General features: G+C 62.4%; 21 protein-coding genes. 7 read left to right on the forward strand and 14 right to left on the reverse strand.

What is annotated here, in order from left to right:
• The first annotated feature begins 51 nt into the window (after positions 1-51).
• The 5 genes from BLV09_RS18815 to BLV09_RS18830 all read left to right on the forward strand — a co-directional run bounded on the left by BLV09_RS18815 (position 52) and on the right by BLV09_RS18830 (position 4,188).
• The gene (locus BLV09_RS18815; RefSeq protein ID WP_100383927.1) at positions 52-1,194 is read left to right on the forward strand and encodes a type III PLP-dependent enzyme; all 1,143 of its coding nucleotides are present in this window, start codon (positions 52-54) and stop codon (positions 1,192-1,194) included.
• Between the two features lie 126 nt (positions 1,195-1,320).
• Positions 1,321-1,932, forward strand: coding sequence for a GNAT family N-acetyltransferase (locus BLV09_RS18820; protein WP_146688419.1), 612 nt, complete (start codon positions 1,321-1,323; stop codon positions 1,930-1,932).
• An 11-nt stretch (positions 1,933-1,943) separates the two neighbouring features.
• Positions 1,944-2,117, forward strand: a complete 174-nt coding sequence (locus BLV09_RS37345; RefSeq protein ID WP_167558789.1) for a hypothetical protein — start codon at positions 1,944-1,946, stop codon at positions 2,115-2,117.
• Between the two features lie 147 nt (positions 2,118-2,264).
• Complete coding sequence (locus tag BLV09_RS18825) at positions 2,265-2,654, forward strand: RidA family protein (protein ID WP_146688420.1); 390 nt, start codon at positions 2,265-2,267, stop codon at positions 2,652-2,654.
• Between the two features lie 103 nt (positions 2,655-2,757).
• The gene (locus BLV09_RS18830) at positions 2,758-4,188 is read left to right on the forward strand and encodes a homospermidine synthase (RefSeq protein ID WP_100383930.1); all 1,431 of its coding nucleotides are present in this window, start codon (positions 2,758-2,760) and stop codon (positions 4,186-4,188) included.
• 55 nt (positions 4,189-4,243) lie between these two features.
• Here BLV09_RS18830 and BLV09_RS18835 read toward each other — a convergent pair whose 3' ends face one another.
• From BLV09_RS18835 to BLV09_RS18885, 11 genes are all read right to left on the reverse strand, one after another.
• Positions 4,244-4,984 (reverse strand): acetoacetate decarboxylase, encoded by a 741-nt coding sequence (locus tag BLV09_RS18835; RefSeq protein WP_167558790.1) that lies wholly within the window; start codon positions 4,982-4,984, stop codon positions 4,244-4,246.
• A gap of 176 nt (positions 4,985-5,160) precedes the next feature.
• Positions 5,161-5,496: a hypothetical protein gene (locus BLV09_RS37350; protein WP_167558791.1), complete on the reverse strand. Its 336-nt coding sequence runs from the start codon at positions 5,494-5,496 to the stop codon at positions 5,161-5,163.
• A gap of 81 nt (positions 5,497-5,577) precedes the next feature.
• The gene (locus tag BLV09_RS18845) at positions 5,578-6,294 is read right to left on the reverse strand and encodes an MgtC/SapB family protein (protein ID WP_100383933.1); all 717 of its coding nucleotides are present in this window, start codon (positions 6,292-6,294) and stop codon (positions 5,578-5,580) included.
• Positions 6,295-6,327: 33 nt separating this feature from the next.
• Positions 6,328-7,347 carry a WD40 repeat domain-containing protein gene (locus BLV09_RS18850; protein ID WP_167558792.1) on the reverse strand — a complete coding sequence of 340 codons (1,020 nt, stop codon included), beginning with the start codon at positions 7,345-7,347 and terminating at the stop codon, positions 6,328-6,330.
• A complete protein-coding gene (locus BLV09_RS18855; protein WP_100383934.1) occupies positions 7,347-8,393 on the reverse strand; it encodes a CobW family GTP-binding protein in 1,047 nt (348 codons plus the stop codon). Before BLV09_RS18855 ends, BLV09_RS18850 begins: the two co-directional genes overlap by 1 nt.
• A gap of 59 nt (positions 8,394-8,452) precedes the next feature.
• Positions 8,453-9,328, reverse strand: a complete 876-nt coding sequence (locus BLV09_RS18860; protein WP_146688423.1) for a metal ABC transporter substrate-binding protein — start codon at positions 9,326-9,328, stop codon at positions 8,453-8,455.
• Positions 9,329-9,340: 12 nt separating this feature from the next.
• Positions 9,341-10,210 (reverse strand): metal ABC transporter permease, encoded by an 870-nt coding sequence (locus BLV09_RS18865; RefSeq protein WP_146691191.1) that lies wholly within the window; start codon positions 10,208-10,210, stop codon positions 9,341-9,343.
• A 5-nt stretch (positions 10,211-10,215) separates the two neighbouring features.
• On the reverse strand, positions 10,216-10,974 hold the full coding sequence (locus tag BLV09_RS18870) for a metal ABC transporter ATP-binding protein (protein ID WP_146688424.1): 759 nt from the start codon (positions 10,972-10,974) through the stop codon (positions 10,216-10,218).
• A gap of 2 nt (positions 10,975-10,976) precedes the next feature.
• A complete protein-coding gene (locus tag BLV09_RS38165) occupies positions 10,977-11,165 on the reverse strand; it encodes a hypothetical protein (protein WP_146688425.1) in 189 nt (62 codons plus the stop codon).
• 68 nt (positions 11,166-11,233) lie between these two features.
• Positions 11,234-11,608: a fluoride efflux transporter CrcB gene (gene crcB, locus BLV09_RS18880; RefSeq protein ID WP_100383938.1), complete on the reverse strand. Its 375-nt coding sequence runs from the start codon at positions 11,606-11,608 to the stop codon at positions 11,234-11,236.
• A 156-nt stretch (positions 11,609-11,764) separates the two neighbouring features.
• On the reverse strand, positions 11,765-12,361 hold the full coding sequence (locus BLV09_RS18885) for a superoxide dismutase (protein WP_100383939.1): 597 nt from the start codon (positions 12,359-12,361) through the stop codon (positions 11,765-11,767).
• A gap of 115 nt (positions 12,362-12,476) precedes the next feature.
• On the opposite strand from BLV09_RS18885, the gene BLV09_RS18890 reads away from it, so the two are divergent.
• Positions 12,477-13,019, forward strand: coding sequence for a GNAT family N-acetyltransferase (locus BLV09_RS18890; protein ID WP_100383940.1), 543 nt, complete (start codon positions 12,477-12,479; stop codon positions 13,017-13,019).
• A gap of 173 nt (positions 13,020-13,192) precedes the next feature.
• The gene (locus tag BLV09_RS18895; protein ID WP_100383941.1) at positions 13,193-13,636 is read left to right on the forward strand and encodes a DUF2147 domain-containing protein; all 444 of its coding nucleotides are present in this window, start codon (positions 13,193-13,195) and stop codon (positions 13,634-13,636) included.
• Between the two features lie 27 nt (positions 13,637-13,663).
• Here the strand turns inward: BLV09_RS18895 and BLV09_RS18900 are convergent, their stop codons facing one another.
• From BLV09_RS18900 to htpG, 3 genes are all read right to left on the reverse strand, one after another.
• The gene (locus BLV09_RS18900) at positions 13,664-14,746 is read right to left on the reverse strand and encodes an IS630 family transposase (protein WP_100381355.1); all 1,083 of its coding nucleotides are present in this window, start codon (positions 14,744-14,746) and stop codon (positions 13,664-13,666) included.
• Positions 14,747-14,824: 78 nt separating this feature from the next.
• Entirely contained in the window at positions 14,825-15,973 is a 1,149-nt protein-coding gene (locus BLV09_RS18905) for a DUF3095 domain-containing protein (RefSeq protein WP_100387173.1), read from the reverse strand.
• A gap of 84 nt (positions 15,974-16,057) precedes the next feature.
• Entirely contained in the window at positions 16,058-17,935 is a 1,878-nt protein-coding gene (htpG, locus tag BLV09_RS18910; protein WP_146688426.1) for a molecular chaperone HtpG, read from the reverse strand.
• Between the last annotated feature and the right edge of the window lie 55 nt (positions 17,936-17,990).

Raw genomic sequence — 17,990 nt, forward strand, 5'->3', positions numbered from 1 at the left:
CCGGGAATCATTTGAACGAGCTCCGTCGCTGGGGCCGTTTGGGAGAGTGCTATGACCGAACGTATTCAGGAATTCCTGCGTAACCGCCGCAGCGAGGGCCTCGACACCGAGCCGTGCCTCGTCGTCGACCTCGAAGTCGTGCGCGACAACTATCAGACCTTCTCGAAGGCGCTGCCGGACAGCCGCGTGTTCTACGCGGTAAAGGCAAACCCGGCGCCGGAAGTGCTGTCGCTGCTGGCCTCGATGGGCTCGTGCTTCGACACCGCAACGGTTGCCGAGATCGAAATGGCGCTGGCCGCTGGCGCAACGCCGGATCGCATCTCCTATGGCAATACGATCAAGAAGGAGCGTGATATCGCGCGCGCCTTCGCGCTCGGCATTCGCCTGTTCTCGGTCGATTGCGCCGCCGAAGTCGAAAAGATCGCCCGTGCCGCGCCCGGCGCCAAGGTGTTCTGCCGCATCCTCTATGATTGCGCAGGCGCCGAGTGGCCGCTGTCGCGCAAGTTCGGTTGCGATCCGGAAATGGCTGTCGACGTGCTCGACCTCGCCAAGCGTCTTGGCCTGGAGCCCTATGGCATTTCGTTCCATGTCGGCTCGCAGCAGCGCAAGGTGAAGGCGTGGGATCGCGCTCTGGCGATGGCCTCGACGGTGTTCCGTGACTGCGCGGAGCGCGGCATCAACCTGTCCATGGTCAACATGGGCGGCGGATTTCCGACCAAGTACCTCCGGGACGTTCCCCCGGTGGTGCAGTACGGCCGGTCGATCTTCCGCGCGCTGCGCAAGCATTTCGGCAACCAGATCCCGGAGACCATCATCGAGCCGGGCCGCGGCATGGTCGGAAATGCAGGGATCATCGAGACCGAAGTCGTTCTGATCTCCAAGAAGAGCGACGAGGACGAGGTGCGCTGGGTCTATCTCGACATCGGCAAGTTCGGCGGTCTCGCCGAGACGATGGACGAGTCGATCCGTTACGCCATCCGCACGCCGCATGACGGCGCGGAGATGACGCCGTGCGTGCTCGCAGGCCCGACCTGCGATTCCGCCGACGTGCTGTACGAGAAGATGCCGTATCCGCTCCCGGTTACGCTCGAGATCGGCGACAAGCTGCTGATCGAAGGCACCGGCGCCTATACGTCGACCTACTCGTCGGTGGCCTTCAACGGCATCCCGCCGCTGCGGACCTACCACATCTGACCCGGCCTCGCTGAAGGCCTTGAATCATCGGGAGCCGGTTCTCCGGCTCCCATCCCCGATATTCGGACTTTGCTGACAACGCTTCTCCGCGGCCTCACCGCCGTTGGAAGCGAGGACTGACGTGCCATGACTGCTTTGCGGAAGAACCCCGTTGCCCTCACCCCTGATGCCGCTCCGTTCGCGATCCGTGCGGAACGAGCATCGGACGTCGTCGCGCGTGAGGCGCTGCTCGATGCCTGCTTTGGCGCCAATCGCCATGCCCGCACCTGCCAGCGCCTGCGCGATGGACGCGCGCCCGCCGAAGGCCTTGCCCTGTCGGCCGTAGCGTGGGGTCGGCTGGTCGGAACCGTGCGGTTGTGGCACGTCGGCGCTGGGGGCAAGCCGGCGCTGATGCTGGGGCCGCTTGCGGTCGACAGCAGCTGCCGCAAGCTCGGCGTCGGCGCCGCATTGATGGATCATGCGCTTGAAGTCGCCCGGCAACGCGGCCATGGCGCGGTGATCCTGCTGGGCGACGCGCCCTATTACAGCCGCTTCGGCTTCTCGCCACTCAAGACCGGCGAGCTTTCCCTGCCCGGCCCGTTCGAGCGCGACCGCCTGCTCGGTCTCGAACTCCGCGACAACGCGCTCGACGATGCCTGGGGAATGATCGTGCCGACCGGTGCCGTGGAGCTGGAAACCAAGGCAAACAAGGCTCCGCGCGCCAGGAAAACCGTGCGGCTCGTATCGAGCGCGGCCTGATTGCCAGAACCATGTCAGCGAGCCCATTCACAACGCCGCCTGCTGCGGATTTGCGCGTCCGCAGCACCATCACAACCATCCTGTTGATCATGATTACGGTTATGATCGTCAGGGACATCTTTGCGCGCCGGCGGAACCGGCTGCGCGACCGCGCCCGGCGTGACATCTCGCTCGCCGTGCGATAGCCAAAAGCTGCGCCGCCCACGGTCTGAGCCAGCTCCGCTGAATCAGGCCCGTCGCTTTATCTTTTTTGTCCGGGCATGATCTTTTCCGAAAATCGTTTCCGCTTCGGGATCATGCCTCCTCGAACGACGCCCAGAGTGAGGTCCTAAATGTCACGCCGTCTGATTTCCACCGGCTCGCCCTTTGAAAAGACCGCCGGCTACAGCCGCGCCGTCATCGACGGCGATTTTGCCTTCGTTTCAGGCACCACCGGCTACGATTACGCGACCATGACGATGCCCGCCGATGTCACGAGCCAGACACGAAACTGCTTCAAGACCATCGAAGCCGCGCTGAAAGAAGGCGGTTTCGCGCTGGCTGATATCGTCCGCGCGACCTATTACGTGACGGACGCCAAGGATGCGGACGCCGTGTTTGCGATCTGCGGCGAAAATCTCGGCGAGATCCGCCCCGCGGCAACCCTCCTGGTCGTGGCACAATTGCTCAAGTCCGAGATGAAGATCGAGATTGAAGTGACCGCCAAGCGACGTACCGCCTGATTCCTAGTCTCTTGTTTTGACGCGTTTTCTTCCCGCGAACCGGTATCCACTTCGCTCGAAAACGCTATAACGCCGCAGCCTGCCTGTTTCCTGGAGACCATTCATGAGCCCGCCCGCGCAGATCCACGCGAAAATTTCCGGCCCCATCGTCATGATCGGCTTCGGCTCGATCGGCAAAGGCACCTTGCCGCTGATCGAACGGCATTTCGATTACGACAAGTCGCGTTTCGTCATCATCGACCCGCATGACGACGGCGAACTGGCCAAAAAGCACGGCGTGCGCTTCATCAAGCAGGCGGTCACCCGCGACAATTATCGCGAGCTGCTGGTGCCGCTTTTGACCGCCGGCGGCGGCCAGGGCTTTTGCGTCAATCTGTCGGTGGATACATCATCGGTCGATATCATGACGCTGTGCCGCGAGATCGGCTCGCTCTATATCGACACCGTCGTGGAGCCATGGCTTGGCTTCTATTTCGACAAGGATATGGGCCCCGAAAAGCGCTCCAATTACGCGCTGCGCGAAACGCTGCTCGCGGCCAAGCACAAGAGCCCGGGCGGACCGACGGCGGTGTCCACCTGCGGCGCCAATCCCGGCATGGTATCGTGGTTCGTCAAGCAGGCGCTGCTCGACATCGCCCGCGACACCAACACGCCGTTCAACGAGCCGAAGAGCCGGGAAGGCTGGGGCCAGCTTGCGCACAAGCTCGGCATCAAGGGGATCCATATCGCCGAGCGCGACACCCAGCGCGCGAAGAATCCGAAGCCGATGAACGTCTTCGTCAACACCTGGTCGGTCGAAGGTTTCGTTTCCGAGGGCATGCAGCCCGCCGAACTCGGCTGGGGCACGCACGAAAAGTGGATGCCCGAGAATGGCCGCAAGCACGAAACCGGGTGCCAGGCAGCGATCTATCTGCTGCAGCCCGGCGCCAACACCCGCGTGCGCTCGTGGTGCCCGACACCGGGCGCGCAATACGGCTTTCTCGTCACCCACAATGAATCGATCTCGATCGCGGACTATTTCACGGTGCGCGACGGACAGAACGTGGTGTACCGGCCGACCTGCCACTACGCCTATCATCCCGCCAACGACGCGGTGCTGTCGCTGCACGAGATCTTTGGCGCGACCGGCAAGATGCAGCCGAAATGGCACATTCTCGGCGAAAACGAGATCGTTGACGGGATCGACGAGCTCGGCGTGCTGCTCTATGGCCACGGCAAGAACGCCTATTGGTACGGATCGCAATTGTCGATCGAGGAAACGCGGCGTCTTGCGCCCTACCAGAACGCCACCGGCCTTCAGGTGTCGTCGGCGGTTTTGGCTGGCATGGTGTGGGCGCTGGAAAATCCCGAAGCCGGAATCGTCGAGGCCGACGAGATGGACTTCCGCCGCTGCCTCGAAATCCAGAGCCCCTATCTCGGGCCGGTGAAGGGCTATTACACCGACTGGACACCGCTCAACGATCTGCCGGGGCTATTCCCGGAAGACATCGACATCAACGATCCCTGGCAGTTCCGCAATATCTTGGTGCGGTGAGGCGTCACCGTCATTTCCGGGTGCGATGCTGCACATCGCCCCGGAACGACGACGTTCACTTCGCCAGATAATCGAACGCGACGGTTCCGAGGCCCAATGTCAGGTCGGCCTTGAAGTGCAATGCCGATACCACCTCGCGCACCGGCAACCGTGCGACGTCACAGAGCGCATGGGGAAACAGGCCGAGCGCGGCGGGCCCGGTCCAGGCTTCCTTCAGCGTGATCTCCTCGAGATAAAAACGCACCAGCTCGCAGATCCGCGGGCTGCCGTCGACATGCGGAATGATCTTCAGGATAAAATTCGGCGCCTTCATGCCCGTCAGCACGGTGTCATGATCGACCGGACGATGCTTGTAACCCATGGTGCCGCTGGCGCAGAGCACCGAGCCGTAATGCAGCGATCCCACCAGCACGTCGCTCTCGACTTCGATTTTCGGCGAAGCCCGCTTTTTGGGAAATCCCCACAGTTCGCGGCCCCCCGCGATCGGCGCATCGTCATCCAGATACATCGCGTGGGTATAGGCGCCGTCTACGCCGTTCAGGCGTACCGGAATCACCTGCCCGGTTTCGGTGTAATCGCCGAAGCCCGTTGAATCAGGCATGCGGATGAATTCATATTTGACCACGGAATCGGTGACTTCCAGCGGCTCCGGCACCACGGCTGCCAGCGCGGCCGGATCGGTGCGATAGGTGATGACGAAATATTCCCGGTTGAAGAAACGATAGGGTCCCGGCGGAAACGCCGGATTGTTCAGCGGCATCGAATACGCGGTTCGCCTGACGTCATCGATCTTCATCACCGGCCTCATCTGTGTGATCTGCGCCGTTCCGCGCCTTGAGGCATTATGCGGCAGGTAATGGCAACAATCGAGACTGTAAAATCGGCAGCGAGGGGCAAGTCGCGGCCCAAGTCGCAGCTAATGTCATCGCGCCGTCAAATTCTGAAAAGCGCGGCATCGCGTCTTCGAAAAAACTATTTTTCCTTGATCGGCGGCGCGGTCTTTTCGGCCGGAGCCGGCGGCAGCGCCGGCGTTGCGCCTTCCTTTTGCGCTTGTGCGTCGGGGCGCGCTGGCTCGGGCGCCGGCGTGGTCGGGCGCTCGCCACCAGGCTTTGCTTCCGCGGGCGCCTTGCTCTCATTCGCAGGAGCCGGAGAGCCCTGCAACGGTTGCGTCGCCTGCGCTACATGCCGCGGATGGCTGACGATAAGCTCGGCGAGCGAGACGCCGGATATGGCAAATCCTGCGGCGACCATCACGGCTGCGATAAACAGATCCTTCCTGTACATGCGCTTCCTGTCGTCCGAGGTCATGTCGCACCACCAGCTGCCCACATTTCAACTGTCGTGGCGAAGCATGGTTCCACCGGGCGATCCGGTTTGGACCGGCCTCAATTAATCCTTGGTGCTCACTTCCCAGGTGGCATGGCGCACGCCGGGCTGTCGCTCAAGATCGGCCACCACCATTTCGAGCTCCGCCGGATCGATCGCGGTGCTGACCAGCGTCGCGACGATCTCCAGCAGGTCGTCGCCGTGTTCGACGACATCCACGTCGGCCACCGGGTATTTGGCGCTTTCCAGCCGTTCCACCAGACGGTCGCGCATATCGGGCAGGGCCTCCGGCGTCACGGTGAGCTTGAACTGATAGGTCGCTTCCGAGGACTGCTCATCCAGCGGGATGCGATTGATCGCATTCACCAGCGGTCGCAACAGCGTATTGCCGGCAAGCACGAACACGGTCAGCGCCGCGGCCTGGGCCACCATGTCGGCACCGGCACAAGATCCGACCGCCGCGGACGCCCAGAGCGTTGCGGCCGTGTTGAGGCCACGGACATCCATGCCCTGCTTCATGATGACACCAGCGCCGAGGAAGCCAATTCCGGAAACGACATAGGCGATCACGCGCACCGCGCCATCAGCGCCATCCAGATGCATCGCGAGGTCGACGAAGGCCGCAGCGCCAACGGCGACCAGTACATTGGTGCGAAGACCTGCGGTCCGCTGCCGGTATTGCCGCTCGGCGCCGATCAGGGTGCCGAACACGAACGCCGTGGCCAGGCTGACCAGCGTGTCGAAGAAATCATAGAGCTGAAACGTTGTCAGAAATCGCATACCGCTCCCCAGCGAGGCCGTATGCGCTCTCTATCACAACTCCAGTAGACCTGCGTCGCCATCCTCCGCGGCAAACGCCAGCAACGTGCCCTTGGCATTCCAGCCCAGCGCCGATACCGCCGCCGTGCCGTTCTTGCGTACCAGGATCTCCGCACCGTCGTTCAGCCGCACCATCAGGATGGTGCCGTCGCTGTAGCCCGCGGCGAGGATATCCTGCCTGGGATGGCAGGCGACCACGGCGACGCGTGCCTGCAGCGGGGCGAGCATCGCCGGCTCCTTGCCCATCGGGCCGTCCTTGCTGGCGAACGGCCACATGATCACGGTATCGGCGCCTGACGTTGCCAGCGCCTTGCCGCCCGCGCTCCAGGACATCGACCGAACACGCCCGGGATAGCCGGTCATGCGCATATGCCGGTGATCCGCCAGCCGCCAGCCGTGCAACGCCGGTTCATGCATCGCGGTGACCAGGAACTTGTTGTCCGGACTGAACACGACGCCGAGATGCGAACCGGCCCACTCCAGAACCTCCGCATTGGCGGCCATGTTCGGAAACCACAGCGTCACGCCGTTGTAATGCGCGATCGCAAGCCGCAGGCCCTTTGGCGCGAAGGCGAGCCCGCCGACCGTCGACGGCACCTCGAACGACTTGTCCTCGGCCTTGCCGCTGCGGACGAACGCCGTCTTGCCGGCCGACCACGCCACCGCGCCGTCGGGATGAAGCGCGACATTATCGATCCAGCGCCGCTTCGGATCGGTCGCGAGCAGCGTGATCTCACCCTTTTTGTCGAGCGCAACGAGCTTGCCGTCGTCGCCGCCCATGACCAGCCGCGCGCCGTCGGAGGCCACGCAGAGAATGCCGCCGCTGTGAACGGCGACTTGCGAGATCTCGCCTTCCTTGTTCACCAAAGCGACGTTTTCCTCGGCGCCGACAAAAGCGGCCTGATCGCCGAGGAAGTGCACGGCGACAACCGGCATGCCGATCGAGAGCGGCCGCACACGGTCCGTGACGGAAATGATGGAGGCTGAATTGTCGCCCGGATCGAACTGCGTCATCACGTGGTGATGCACTGCTCGAAGCCGTCGCGGATCGTCTGCTCCGGCAATTCGCGGCCGATGAAGACGAGACGGCTTTCGCGTGGCTCTCCGTCCTTCCAGCGCCGCTGGTGATCGCCCTCCAGCATCATATGCACGCCCTGGAACACATAGCGGTCGTCGTCGTCGCTGAAGGCAAGAATTCCCTTCGAGCGCAAAATCTTCTGGCCTTCACTGGCGACAAGGTTTTGCAGCCAGGGCATGAATTTCGTCGCATCGAGCGGCTTGTCCGATCGCAGCGAGAGTGATTGCATGTCCTCATCATGGTAATGCTTCAGGCCACCATGATTGTGGCCGTGGTCATGGTGATGATGGTCATGACCGTGATGATCATGGTCGTGATCGTCGCCGGCTTCGAGGAACTCGGGCTCGATCTCGAGGATGCGGTCGAGATCGAACGCGCCGCGCTCCAGCACGTCCGACAGCGCCACCTGGCAACGCTCGGTGCGGTGCAGCTTGGCATAGGGATTGATGGCGCGAATCCGCGCCTCGACTTCCGCGAGCTCAGGCTTTGAAACCAGATCGGTCTTGTTGAGCACGATGACGTCGGCGAAAGCGATCTGGTTCTTGGCTTCAGGTGCGTCCTTGAGCCGGTCGCTCAGCCATTTGGCGTCGGCGACCGTCACGACGGCATCGAGCCGCGCGTTCTTCTGCACGTCCTCGTCGACGAAGAAGGTTTGCGCGACCGGTGCCGGATCGGCGAGACCGGTGGTCTCGACGATGATGGCGTCGAATTTGCCCTTGCGCTTCATCAGCCCGTCCAGGATGCGCACGAGATCGCCGCGCACGGTGCAGCAGACGCAGCCATTGTTCATCTCGAAGACTTCTTCGTCCGCACCGATGATCAGGTCGTTGTCGATGCCGATCTCGCCGAATTCGTTGACGATGACGGCGTATTTCTTGCCGTGGTTTTCCGACAGGATACGGTTGAGCAGCGTGGTCTTGCCGGCGCCGAGATAGCCCGTCAGCACGGTCACAGGAATTTTAGAAGACGAAGACTCTGGCATAACAGCTCCGAAAAACAGGAATTTCTCGAGGGCGCCCCGGCAGCAGGGAGGCCCCTGCCCTAATTCGCCAGCGCGCTGGTCAGGGCCTTTATATTGTGCCTGACCATGTCAATGTAAGTGGGGGCATCGCCCTTTTCGCCGCTCAGACTGTCGGAATAGAGCGTCCCGCCGATCCTGGCGCCGGTCTCGGCCGCGATCTGGCGCATCAGCCGCGGATCGCTGATATTTTCGAAGAAAACGGCCGGGATTTTGCCGGCCCTGATCTGGCTTACGATCGCGGCGATATCGCGCGCGCTCGGCTCGGATTCGGTGGAAACGCCGAGTGGGGCGATGAATTCGATGCCATAGGCGGCGGCAAAATAGCCAAAGGCATCATGGGTCGAGATCACCTTGCGGCGGGCCGGCGGGATTTGCTCGACCGCCGCCCGCACCTCGCGGTCGAGCTCATCGAGTTGCTCATCATAGCGCGCCGTGTTGGCCCGGAAAATCGAGGCGTCAGCGGGGTCGGCAGCGACCAGCGCGTTGCTGATGTTGCTGACATAGATCCTGGCATTGACGACCGATTGCCAGGCATGCGGGTCGGCCTCGGAGCCGATCTTGTGTGGCGCGATGCCGTCGGTCGCAGTCACGATCGCAGCGCGGCTGCCCGAGGACTGCACCAGCCGCGGCAACCAGCCCTCCAGGCCGAGGCCATTGATCACGACCAGCTGCGCATCCGCGACCTGCTTCGCATCCGCCGGCGCCGGCGTATAGACGTGCACGTCGCCATCAGGACCGACCAGGGTCGTCACGTCGACGCGGTCGCCGCCGACATTTCGCACGAAGTCGCCGAGGATTGAAAAGCTCGCAACGACATTCAAACGCGGCTGCGCATGCGCGGGCACAGCAGCGGCCGCGAGCACCAGACAAAAGAGCCAGAATGGAAAACGCCGCATGGGGTTGATGGCTCACGCTTCGAGATGACGGCCGGGAAACATCTGCCGGACCAGGCCGCTGACGCTGCCGAACACCACCGAGCCGATATACAACACCGCCGCCACCAGGATGATTGCAGGACCCGACGGCACCCGGGTTTGAAATGACAGAACCAATCCGGCGTAGCCCGAGATGATCGCGCTTGCGACCGCGATGCAGATCATGCCGCTGATATCGCGCGACCAGAACCGCGCGATGCTCGCGGGCAGAATCATCAGCCCGACCGCCAGCAAGGTGCCGAGCGCCTGAAAGCCGTTGACCAAATTGACCACGACAAGCGCCAGGAACGCCAGATGCGCCGGCGCGCCTGCGCGGCTCACGGTGCGCAGGAAAACCGGATCGACGCTCTCGATCACCAGCGGACGATAGATCACCGCCAGCACAAGCAACGTGATCGTTGCGTTGAACGCAATGACCAGCAGCGTCTGGTTGTCCATCGCCAGAATGTTGCCGAACAGCACGTGCAGCAGATCGATATTGGTGCCCCTCATCGAGACGATGGTGACGCCTGCCGCCAGCGATATCAGATAGAACGCGGCCAGCGAGGCGTCTTCCTTCAGTTCGGTCGTGCGCGCGACCACGCCCGCGAGAATGGCGACCGTGAAGCCGGCAATCAGGCCGCCGGTCGTCATCGCAAACAGATTAAGCCCCGACAGCAGGAAGCCGATCGCGGCTCCCGGCAGGATCGCATGCGCCATGGCGTCGCCGACCAGGCTCATTCGCCGCAGCATCAGAAACACGCCGACCGGCGCTCCACCCAGCGCCAGCGCGATGACAGCCGCGAGCGCGCGGCGCATGAATTCGAATTCGGTGAAGGGCGCGATCAGCACGTCATAAAGCAGCATGGTCAGGCGGCCCGCGACGGCATGTCGTCCACCGCGCAGGGCGCGGCGCTATCGTCGAACGCCTCGCACATCCGCCGTGCTTGCAGCAGGTTTTCCGCGGTCAATACCTCGGTGGTCGCGCCCCAGGCGACCTTGCCGCGCGCCAGCAGCAAGGTTTCCGGGAAATTGGCACGCACGACATCCATGTCATGCAGCGCCGCGATCACGGTGCGCTTCTCGCCGTGCCAGTGCCGCACCAGCGCGAGCAGATCGGCGGAGGTCTTGGCGTCGATGGCATTGAACGGTTCGTCCAGCACGATCATGCGCGCGTCCTGCAGCAGCACCCGCGCAAACAGCAGCCGCTGCATCTGCCCGCCGGACAGCGTTCCGATGGTGCGGTTCTCAAAACCGTTGAGGCCAACGGATGCGAGCGCTTGCGCGATCTTGTCGCGCGCAGGCCCGCCGATGCCGCCGAAAAAGCCGGTCAAGCGCCAAAGCCCGGTGCTGACGAAATCGAACACCGAGATCGGAAAGCTGCGATCGATATCGGCCGTCTGTGGCAGATAGGCGATATCCCTGACATCGAGACCGCCGGTGAGGATCGAGCCCGAGAGTGGCTTGAGAATGCCGACGATGCCGCGAAACAACGTCGACTTGCCGGCGCCGTTGGGACCGACGAGCGCGACCAGGGCGCCGGAGGCAACCTCGCCGCTAAGGTGATGTACCGCCGGATGGCGATCGTAGCCCAGGGTGACGTCGCGAAATTGCAGCTGCGTCGCCATGCTCACCTCATCGCCAGCCAAACGACGGCCCACAGGCAAGCGCTGACGACGAGCGCCGCACCTAGCCGGGTGACCACCGTCATGCGCAGGATCGACCAGGATGCGGCTTGTGCCGGATGCGGCGACGCCGGCCCGTGACTGTGAGCATGCGTGTGGCCGTAGTCATGTCCGTGACTATGGGAATGGTCCATCCAGGCATGTTATATTATAACATAACAGATGTCTACCGGAGGAACCGGCGACCTCATTGCGCTCGCGCTCACGCCAGATGGCGCACCAGCGCCAATCCCGCGAACAGGCCGGCGATCGAAAACACCACCGAGCCCAGCACGTAGAACAAGGCAAGCCCGACCTCGCCGCGCTCATAGAGCACCGCAGTATCCAGCGAGAACGCCGAGAACGTCGTATAGCCGCCGAGAATCCCGGTCATCAGGAACAGCCGCCAAGATTGCGCGGCATCTCCCTTGAAGGCGAGATAGCCCGCGATCAGACCCATGACGGTCGAGCCGGTAATGTTGATGATGAAGGTATGGTACGGAAAGGCCGCTCCAAGGAAGCGCGGGCAAACGATGTTGACGATGTAACGCAGCGTCGAGCCGAGACCGCCGCCGATAAAGACCAGAATAAAGTTCATTATTTTCCCCACGCGGCCGGATGAGACCGTCCGTTGCCCTGCAAAACCTTTGCCGCAAGCCCGCAATCGCCGCAAGGACGACGCAACGCCGCTCAAACGAAAGGCGGCAGCGTGATGCTGCCGCCCTCAAATTTCTCTGTCCGAATCCCGCTGCTATCAGGCTTTCGAGAACAGCTGGTCGACATATTCCCAGTTCACGAGATGATCGACAAACGCCTTGAGATAGTCGGGACGGCGATTGCGATAATCGATGTAATAGGAGTGTTCCCAGACGTCGCAGCCGAGGATCGGGGTGGCGCCGTGAACCAGCGGGCTCTCGCCGTTCGCCGTCTTGGAAATCTCGAGCTTGCCGTTCTTGACCGACAACCAGCACCAGCCGGAGCCGAACTGGCCGACACCGGCGGCGGCGAAATCGGTCTTGAACTTCTCAAGTCCGCCAAGGTCCTCGGTGATCTTCTTCTCGAGGCGGCCGGGCAGCTTGTTGCCGCCGCCATTAGGCTTCATCCAGTTCCAGAAATGCAGATGGTTATAATGCTGACCGGCATTGTTGAAGACCGCGGGATTCTTGCCGAAAGAGCCTTTCACAATCTCCTCGAGGGGCTTGCCCTCGAATTCGGTCCCCTTGATCGCATTATTGCCATTGGTCACATAGGCTTGGTGGTGCTTGTCGTGGTGGTATTCCAGCGTTTCCTTTGACATGTGGGGCGCCAGAGCGTCATGGGCGTAAGGCAGATTGGGAAGCGTGAAGGTCATGGGGTGATGTCCGCAATGATGGGAGACGTGGCTTAACGGAAACCCTTATAGAAGGTTCCATCGTTGTTAAACACCGCAATTTGGACCGATCAAGGCAGGCGGCCGTGAGAGAAAAATGAGCATCGAAATCGAGGTTTTGAACGGAGACGCGTCCTGGCCGCTGGCAAAACCGCTATTCGACGCGGTCTGGCCGCCGCATGTGGTCAAAAAGCTGCCCTGGGCCGACATCGCCTTTGCCCACGCCGAATTGCGGGTGCTGGTCCAGAATGAAGCCGAGGAGGTTCTGTGCCATGTTGGCCTCTATCGCCGCGACATCACATGGAACGGACACAAGATCCGGGCCGCCGGCATTGGCGGCGTCCTGACCCGTGAGGATGCCAGGCGGCATGGATACGCCAGCATCGCCCTCAATGCGGCGGTTCAAACCCTCAAGGACGAAGGCTCGACGCCGTTCGCGCTGCTGTTTTGCGAACCGCACAACGCGCCGTTCTATATGGGACGGGGCTGGAAGCCGTTCGACGGCGAGGTCTATGTCGAGCAACCCCAAGCCGATCAAACCCAAGGCCGGGTTCGGTTCGAGGCCATGGCGCCCTACGTCTACGATCTCAAGCGCGCCCCGCGGCAAGGCGTCCTCGACCTCTGCGGCCTGCCCTGGTGATTGGCGGTCTTGTGAAGGCGCGGGAAGTGTTGGCTGCCATTCGCAAATCGTGGATATGGCATTGCACAAATATGATTTGTTGCTAATGGAGGCCGGTTGGGTCGGGGGAATTCGTGGCTGTAAAATTCATGACTGTGCAATTTGTATCTTCTCGATTGATGCCCTCCAGATTGATGCCTTCCAGACTCCTGGGCTTCGTTGCGATCTTGATGGTGCTGCTTGGCGCACCTCAGGCGCGTGCTCAAGCCGGCGGCGAGGCAAGTGGAATCTGGCTGACACAGGCGGGCGACGCCAAGGTGCGCGTCAGCAAATGCGGTGGTAGCCTTTGCGGCGTGATCGTTTGGCTCCGCCAGCCGATCGATCCGGCGACCGGCAGGCCTGCGGTCGACAACAAGAACCCCAATCCTGCACTGGCAAGTCGCCCGATGATCGGACTTCCGCTGTTCGGCAGCATGCAGCCGTCCGGCCCAAGCAGGTGGTCGGGCCAGATCTACAATGCCGATGACGGCAACAGCTATGTCAGCAATATTTCGCTGACGGGCCCGGACACGCTGCGCGTCGAAGGCTGCGTCGGTGCGCTTTGCGGCAGCGAGACCTGGAGCCGATCGGGGCGCTAGTGTCCTGAACCAAAAGTTCGTGGCATTTTAGACCTTAGCCGGCGAATTGTAAGCGCAGAAGCGTTCGATCGAGCTGAGAATGTCGTCGGCTGATTTGGTCCATCGGAACGGCCTCGGGTCGGCATTGTGATGTTCGATGAATGACGTGATCTCGGCACGTAGCGCCGCCACGCTGCGATAGATGCCGCGCCTGATCTTGCGCTCGGTGATGAGTGCGAAGAAGCGTTCGAGCTGATTGAGCCAGGATGAACTGGTCGGCGTCAGGTGAACGTGCCAGCGCGGCCTCTTGGCCAACCAGTTGCGGATCAGCGGCGTTTTGTGGGTTGCGTAATTGTCCATGACGAGATGAACGTCCAGATCGTCTGGAACAGCGGCTTCGATCTCATCGAGAAACTTGCGGAACTCCTTGGCGCGATGGCGTCCATAGCACTTGCCGATGATCCGGCCGGTTGCGATGTCGAGGGCGGCAAACAGGGATGTGGTGCCATGGCGCTTGTAGTCGTGACTATGGCGCGCCGGCTGGCCGGGTCGCATGGGCAGCATGGGCTGGCTACGATCCAGGGCCTGGATCTGCGACTTCTCATCGACGCACAGCACGATGGCGCGCTCGGGCGGGGCCACGTAGAGGCCGACGACATCGCGAACCTTGGCGACGAAATCAGGGTCGGTTGAGAGTTTGAAAGTCTCCAGCCGGTGCGGTTGCAGGCCGAAGGCGCGCCATATCCGCTGTACCGTGGAGACTGACAGCCCACAGGCCCGAGCCATGCCGCGCGAACTCCAATGGGTGGCGTCGGCGGGCTTGGTCTCAAGAGTGCGGACGATCACCGCCTCGATCCGGGTATCCTCGATGGTGCGCGGCGTCCCCGATCGCGGCTCGTCCCAAAGACCTTCAAGCCGATGCTCGGCGAAGCGCCGCCGCCACTTGCCAACCGTGTCGGGATCAACACCCAGGCGGGCCGCCACAACCTTACTCTGCTCGCCGTCGGCACAGGCCAAGACGATCCGGGCTCGTAGCGCCAAGGCCTGCGCCGTGCTTCGGCGTGAGGCCAGCGACGTCAACTCAGCGCGTTCCACCTCATCCAACTCCAGCGGAGCAAAGCGTCGACCCATCGCCAATCCTCCCCAAAATCTGGAGAGTCCGCTATCATCGAGTCGATTTAGAGTCCGCCGAACTTCTGATTCAGGACACTAGGTAGCCATTGCCTTCAGGGCGGTTGCCGCCGAGGCGTAGCCGCCGCGCGCGCCGTCAATAAAATGAACGTGATCGCTGCGCAGCGCGGAAGGCGTAAAGCAGGTCATCATCGCGGCGTCCTGCGGGTGCAGGCCATATCGCGCAACGCCTGATGAAGCCGCCGCGGAGAGGCGTTGCGTCAGCGCGCGCTCCAGTTCCGGCGTGCAGTCGAGCACCATACGCAAGCCATCGTCATATTTGCGGAAGTCCGAATTCTCCACCACTTGCTGCACATAGGTTTTCGGCACGAAACCGCCGACACTGATGCCGAAGCGCATGATGAAATAGGCAAACAGTGTGTGGACGAGCACGTGGGCGCGCCGCGCCAACAGCGATCCGCCACGCGCGGCGCGGGCCTCGAAATCGATGCCGGCCGGCGGCCAGCGCAACGGCGGCCCGCCTGGCGGCACCGGACGCCCGGCATCCGGGCTGCGCTCGACCAGCGCAATAACATCTTCGATCAGCCTGCGAAACGCGAGCGGATCGGCGCCGCGCGCAGGCACCACCAGCACCGACAGGATAAGACCTTGCGCTGAGGGGATTTCCTCGAAGCGGCAGGAAAGCCCGCTGAGGTCAGGCTGCGTGCCGGACGGCGCGGGCGATATGGCGAACTCGCCGCGCTTCATGGCAGCTTCCGCCCAGCCGAGACCACCGCCTGTAAACATCGCGTAGGACAGATTGGGCGACGGGCCGAACCGGGCGACGCGGACGTCGAGCCCCTGCGCGCGCACCGCCGCGATCGGCACCAGCGCCACCCGCATCACGAGGTTGAGGTCTTCCTTGACCCAGGTCGCGGTCAGCGCCAGCGCCTCGCGGGCACGATCGAGATCGTCATGCGACACCGCAAAGCTCGCGCCGTCGCCGCCGAACACGAAGGGAAATTCGCGTCCCTCGAGCGCATTGGTGACCGCCGCGATCACCGCGGCGCCGGCCATGTTGACCGCCTTGTAGCGCGCCTCCGCAATCGCCTTGGTGGATTCCACGATGTCGGCGACGCCGATGCTCCAATCGTCAGGCAATGGCGAATACAGCGCCGGGTCCATCAGCCTGCCAAAGCCGCGAAACACCGGAATGCCGCCGTAGAACGTGCCGCTGCCATCGGGCATGGTCATGATGATACCGGGTTGCCCAGCTCTCAAAGCTCTCTAGCAGATACGGCCAGTCCTGTATCCGGGTTCGCTCTGGCACAGCTAGAGTTTGAGCCCGCGCAGCACCAGCTGATTAAGCCGGCTGGCGAACGCGGCCGGATCCTCCGGCAGTTCGCCGTCGAGAATTTGCGCCTGCTCCAACAGCAGGAATGACAAATCCCTGGCGTCGCCGCTCGCACCGGCAATCGCCGCAACCAGCGGATGGCGCATGTTGATCTCGAGAATCGGCTTGGTGCCGACACCGCGATTCTGCTGCGCCAGCAAACGCTCGAGCGCGCGGTCGCGCCCGTCGCCGCCGGCGACCAGGCACGACGCACTGGATGTCAGGCGCTGCGAGGCCCGCACGTCGGACACCCGTTCGCCAAGGGTGTCCTTGATCACCGCGATGGTCGCAGCTTCGTCCGCGCCGGGGTTCTCCTTGTCTTTATCCTCTTGGGACTTCTCGTCCAGCAGCGGAATCAGTCCGAAGTCGACATCCCCCTGGCTCAGCGATTTCAGCGGCTTGCCGCCGAAATCAAGCGGCGCCGAGGTCCAGAACGCGTCAACCGGATCGGTCAGCAGCAACACCTCGATGCCGCGCGCCGTGGCCGATTCAAGCTTCGGGTTCGACTTCAAGCGATCGACGCTCTCGCCGGTGAGATAATAGATTTCGGTCTGGTTGGTTTTGAGGTCTTCGACGTATTGCTTCAAGGAGCGCTTCTCGCCCGACGTCGTGGTGAAACGCGACAGCGCCAGCAGTTTCTCGCGCCGCTCGTAGTCTTCCCACAATCCTTCCTTGATAACCGAGCCGAACGCATCCCAGATCTTGGTAAAAACTTCAGGCTCCTTCTCGCTCAGGCTTTCGAGTTCGCCGATCACGCGGCCGGTCACCGCCTTGCGGATTTGCGCAAGCTGCGGATTGTTCTGCAGCATCTCGCGGGAGATGTTGAGCGGCAGATCCTCGCTGTCGATCACGCCGCGGATGAACCGGAGATAAGCGGGCAGCAGGTCCGCATCGTCGGCAATGAACACGCGGCGAACGTAGAGTTTTACCTTGCCCTTGCGCGACGGTTCGAACAGATCGAACGGTTTGGTCGACGGCGCGAACAGCAGCACCGCATAGGACTGGCGCCCTTCGGCGCGATAATGCAGCGTCATCGCGGGGTCATCGAAGGCGCCGGCGATCGCGCGATAGGCCTGCTTGTAATCTTCCGGCGTCAGTTCCGATTTCGAGCGCTGCCACAGCGCGCTTGCGGAGTTGATCTGGCGCGGTTCGCCCTCCTCCGGCACCAGTTCAATCGGAAACTGGATATTGTCGGAATAGGCGCTGACGATGCGCTCGATCTCATAGGTCTCCAGATATTTTTTGGCGTCTTCCTTCAAATGCAGAACGATTTCGGTGCCCCGCGTGATGCGCTTTTCGTCCTCCTCGCTTCCCGGCGCGATTTCAAATCCGCTGCCGCCCGACGACGACCAGACCCAGACCTGGTCGGTTCCCGCGCGGCGGCTGGTGACGACGATGCGATCGGCGACCATGAACGCCGCATAGAAGCCGACCCCGAATTGGCCGATCAGCCCCGCGCCGTCCTTGGCCTCTGTGAGACGGGACAAAAAGGACTTGGTGCCGGAATGCGCGATCGTGCCCAGATTGTCGATCAGCTCCTGACGGTCCATCCCGATGCCGCTATCGATCACGGAAAGCGCGCCGGCTTTCTTGTCGGGCACGATGCGGATTTTCGGCGGCGTCCCGTCGGCCATCAGGTCGGGCGCGGCGATCGCTTCGTAGCGCAGCTTGTCGCAGGCGTCCGACGCGTTCGAAATCAGCTCACGGAGAAAGATGTCGGTTTCCGAATAGACCGAATGCACCATCAGGTGCAGGAGTTCGGCGACCTCGGCCTGGAACGGCTGGGATTGGGCTGACGTGGCGGTATCGGCGGTCATTATCTGGCTCGCTGGATGTCGGGGGGGTGCGAATGAATCTGGAAAAACCGATATA

This window comes from Bradyrhizobium canariense, from assembly GCF_900105125.1.
Classification (GTDB): Bacteria; Pseudomonadota; Alphaproteobacteria; order Rhizobiales; family Xanthobacteraceae; genus Bradyrhizobium; species Bradyrhizobium canariense_A.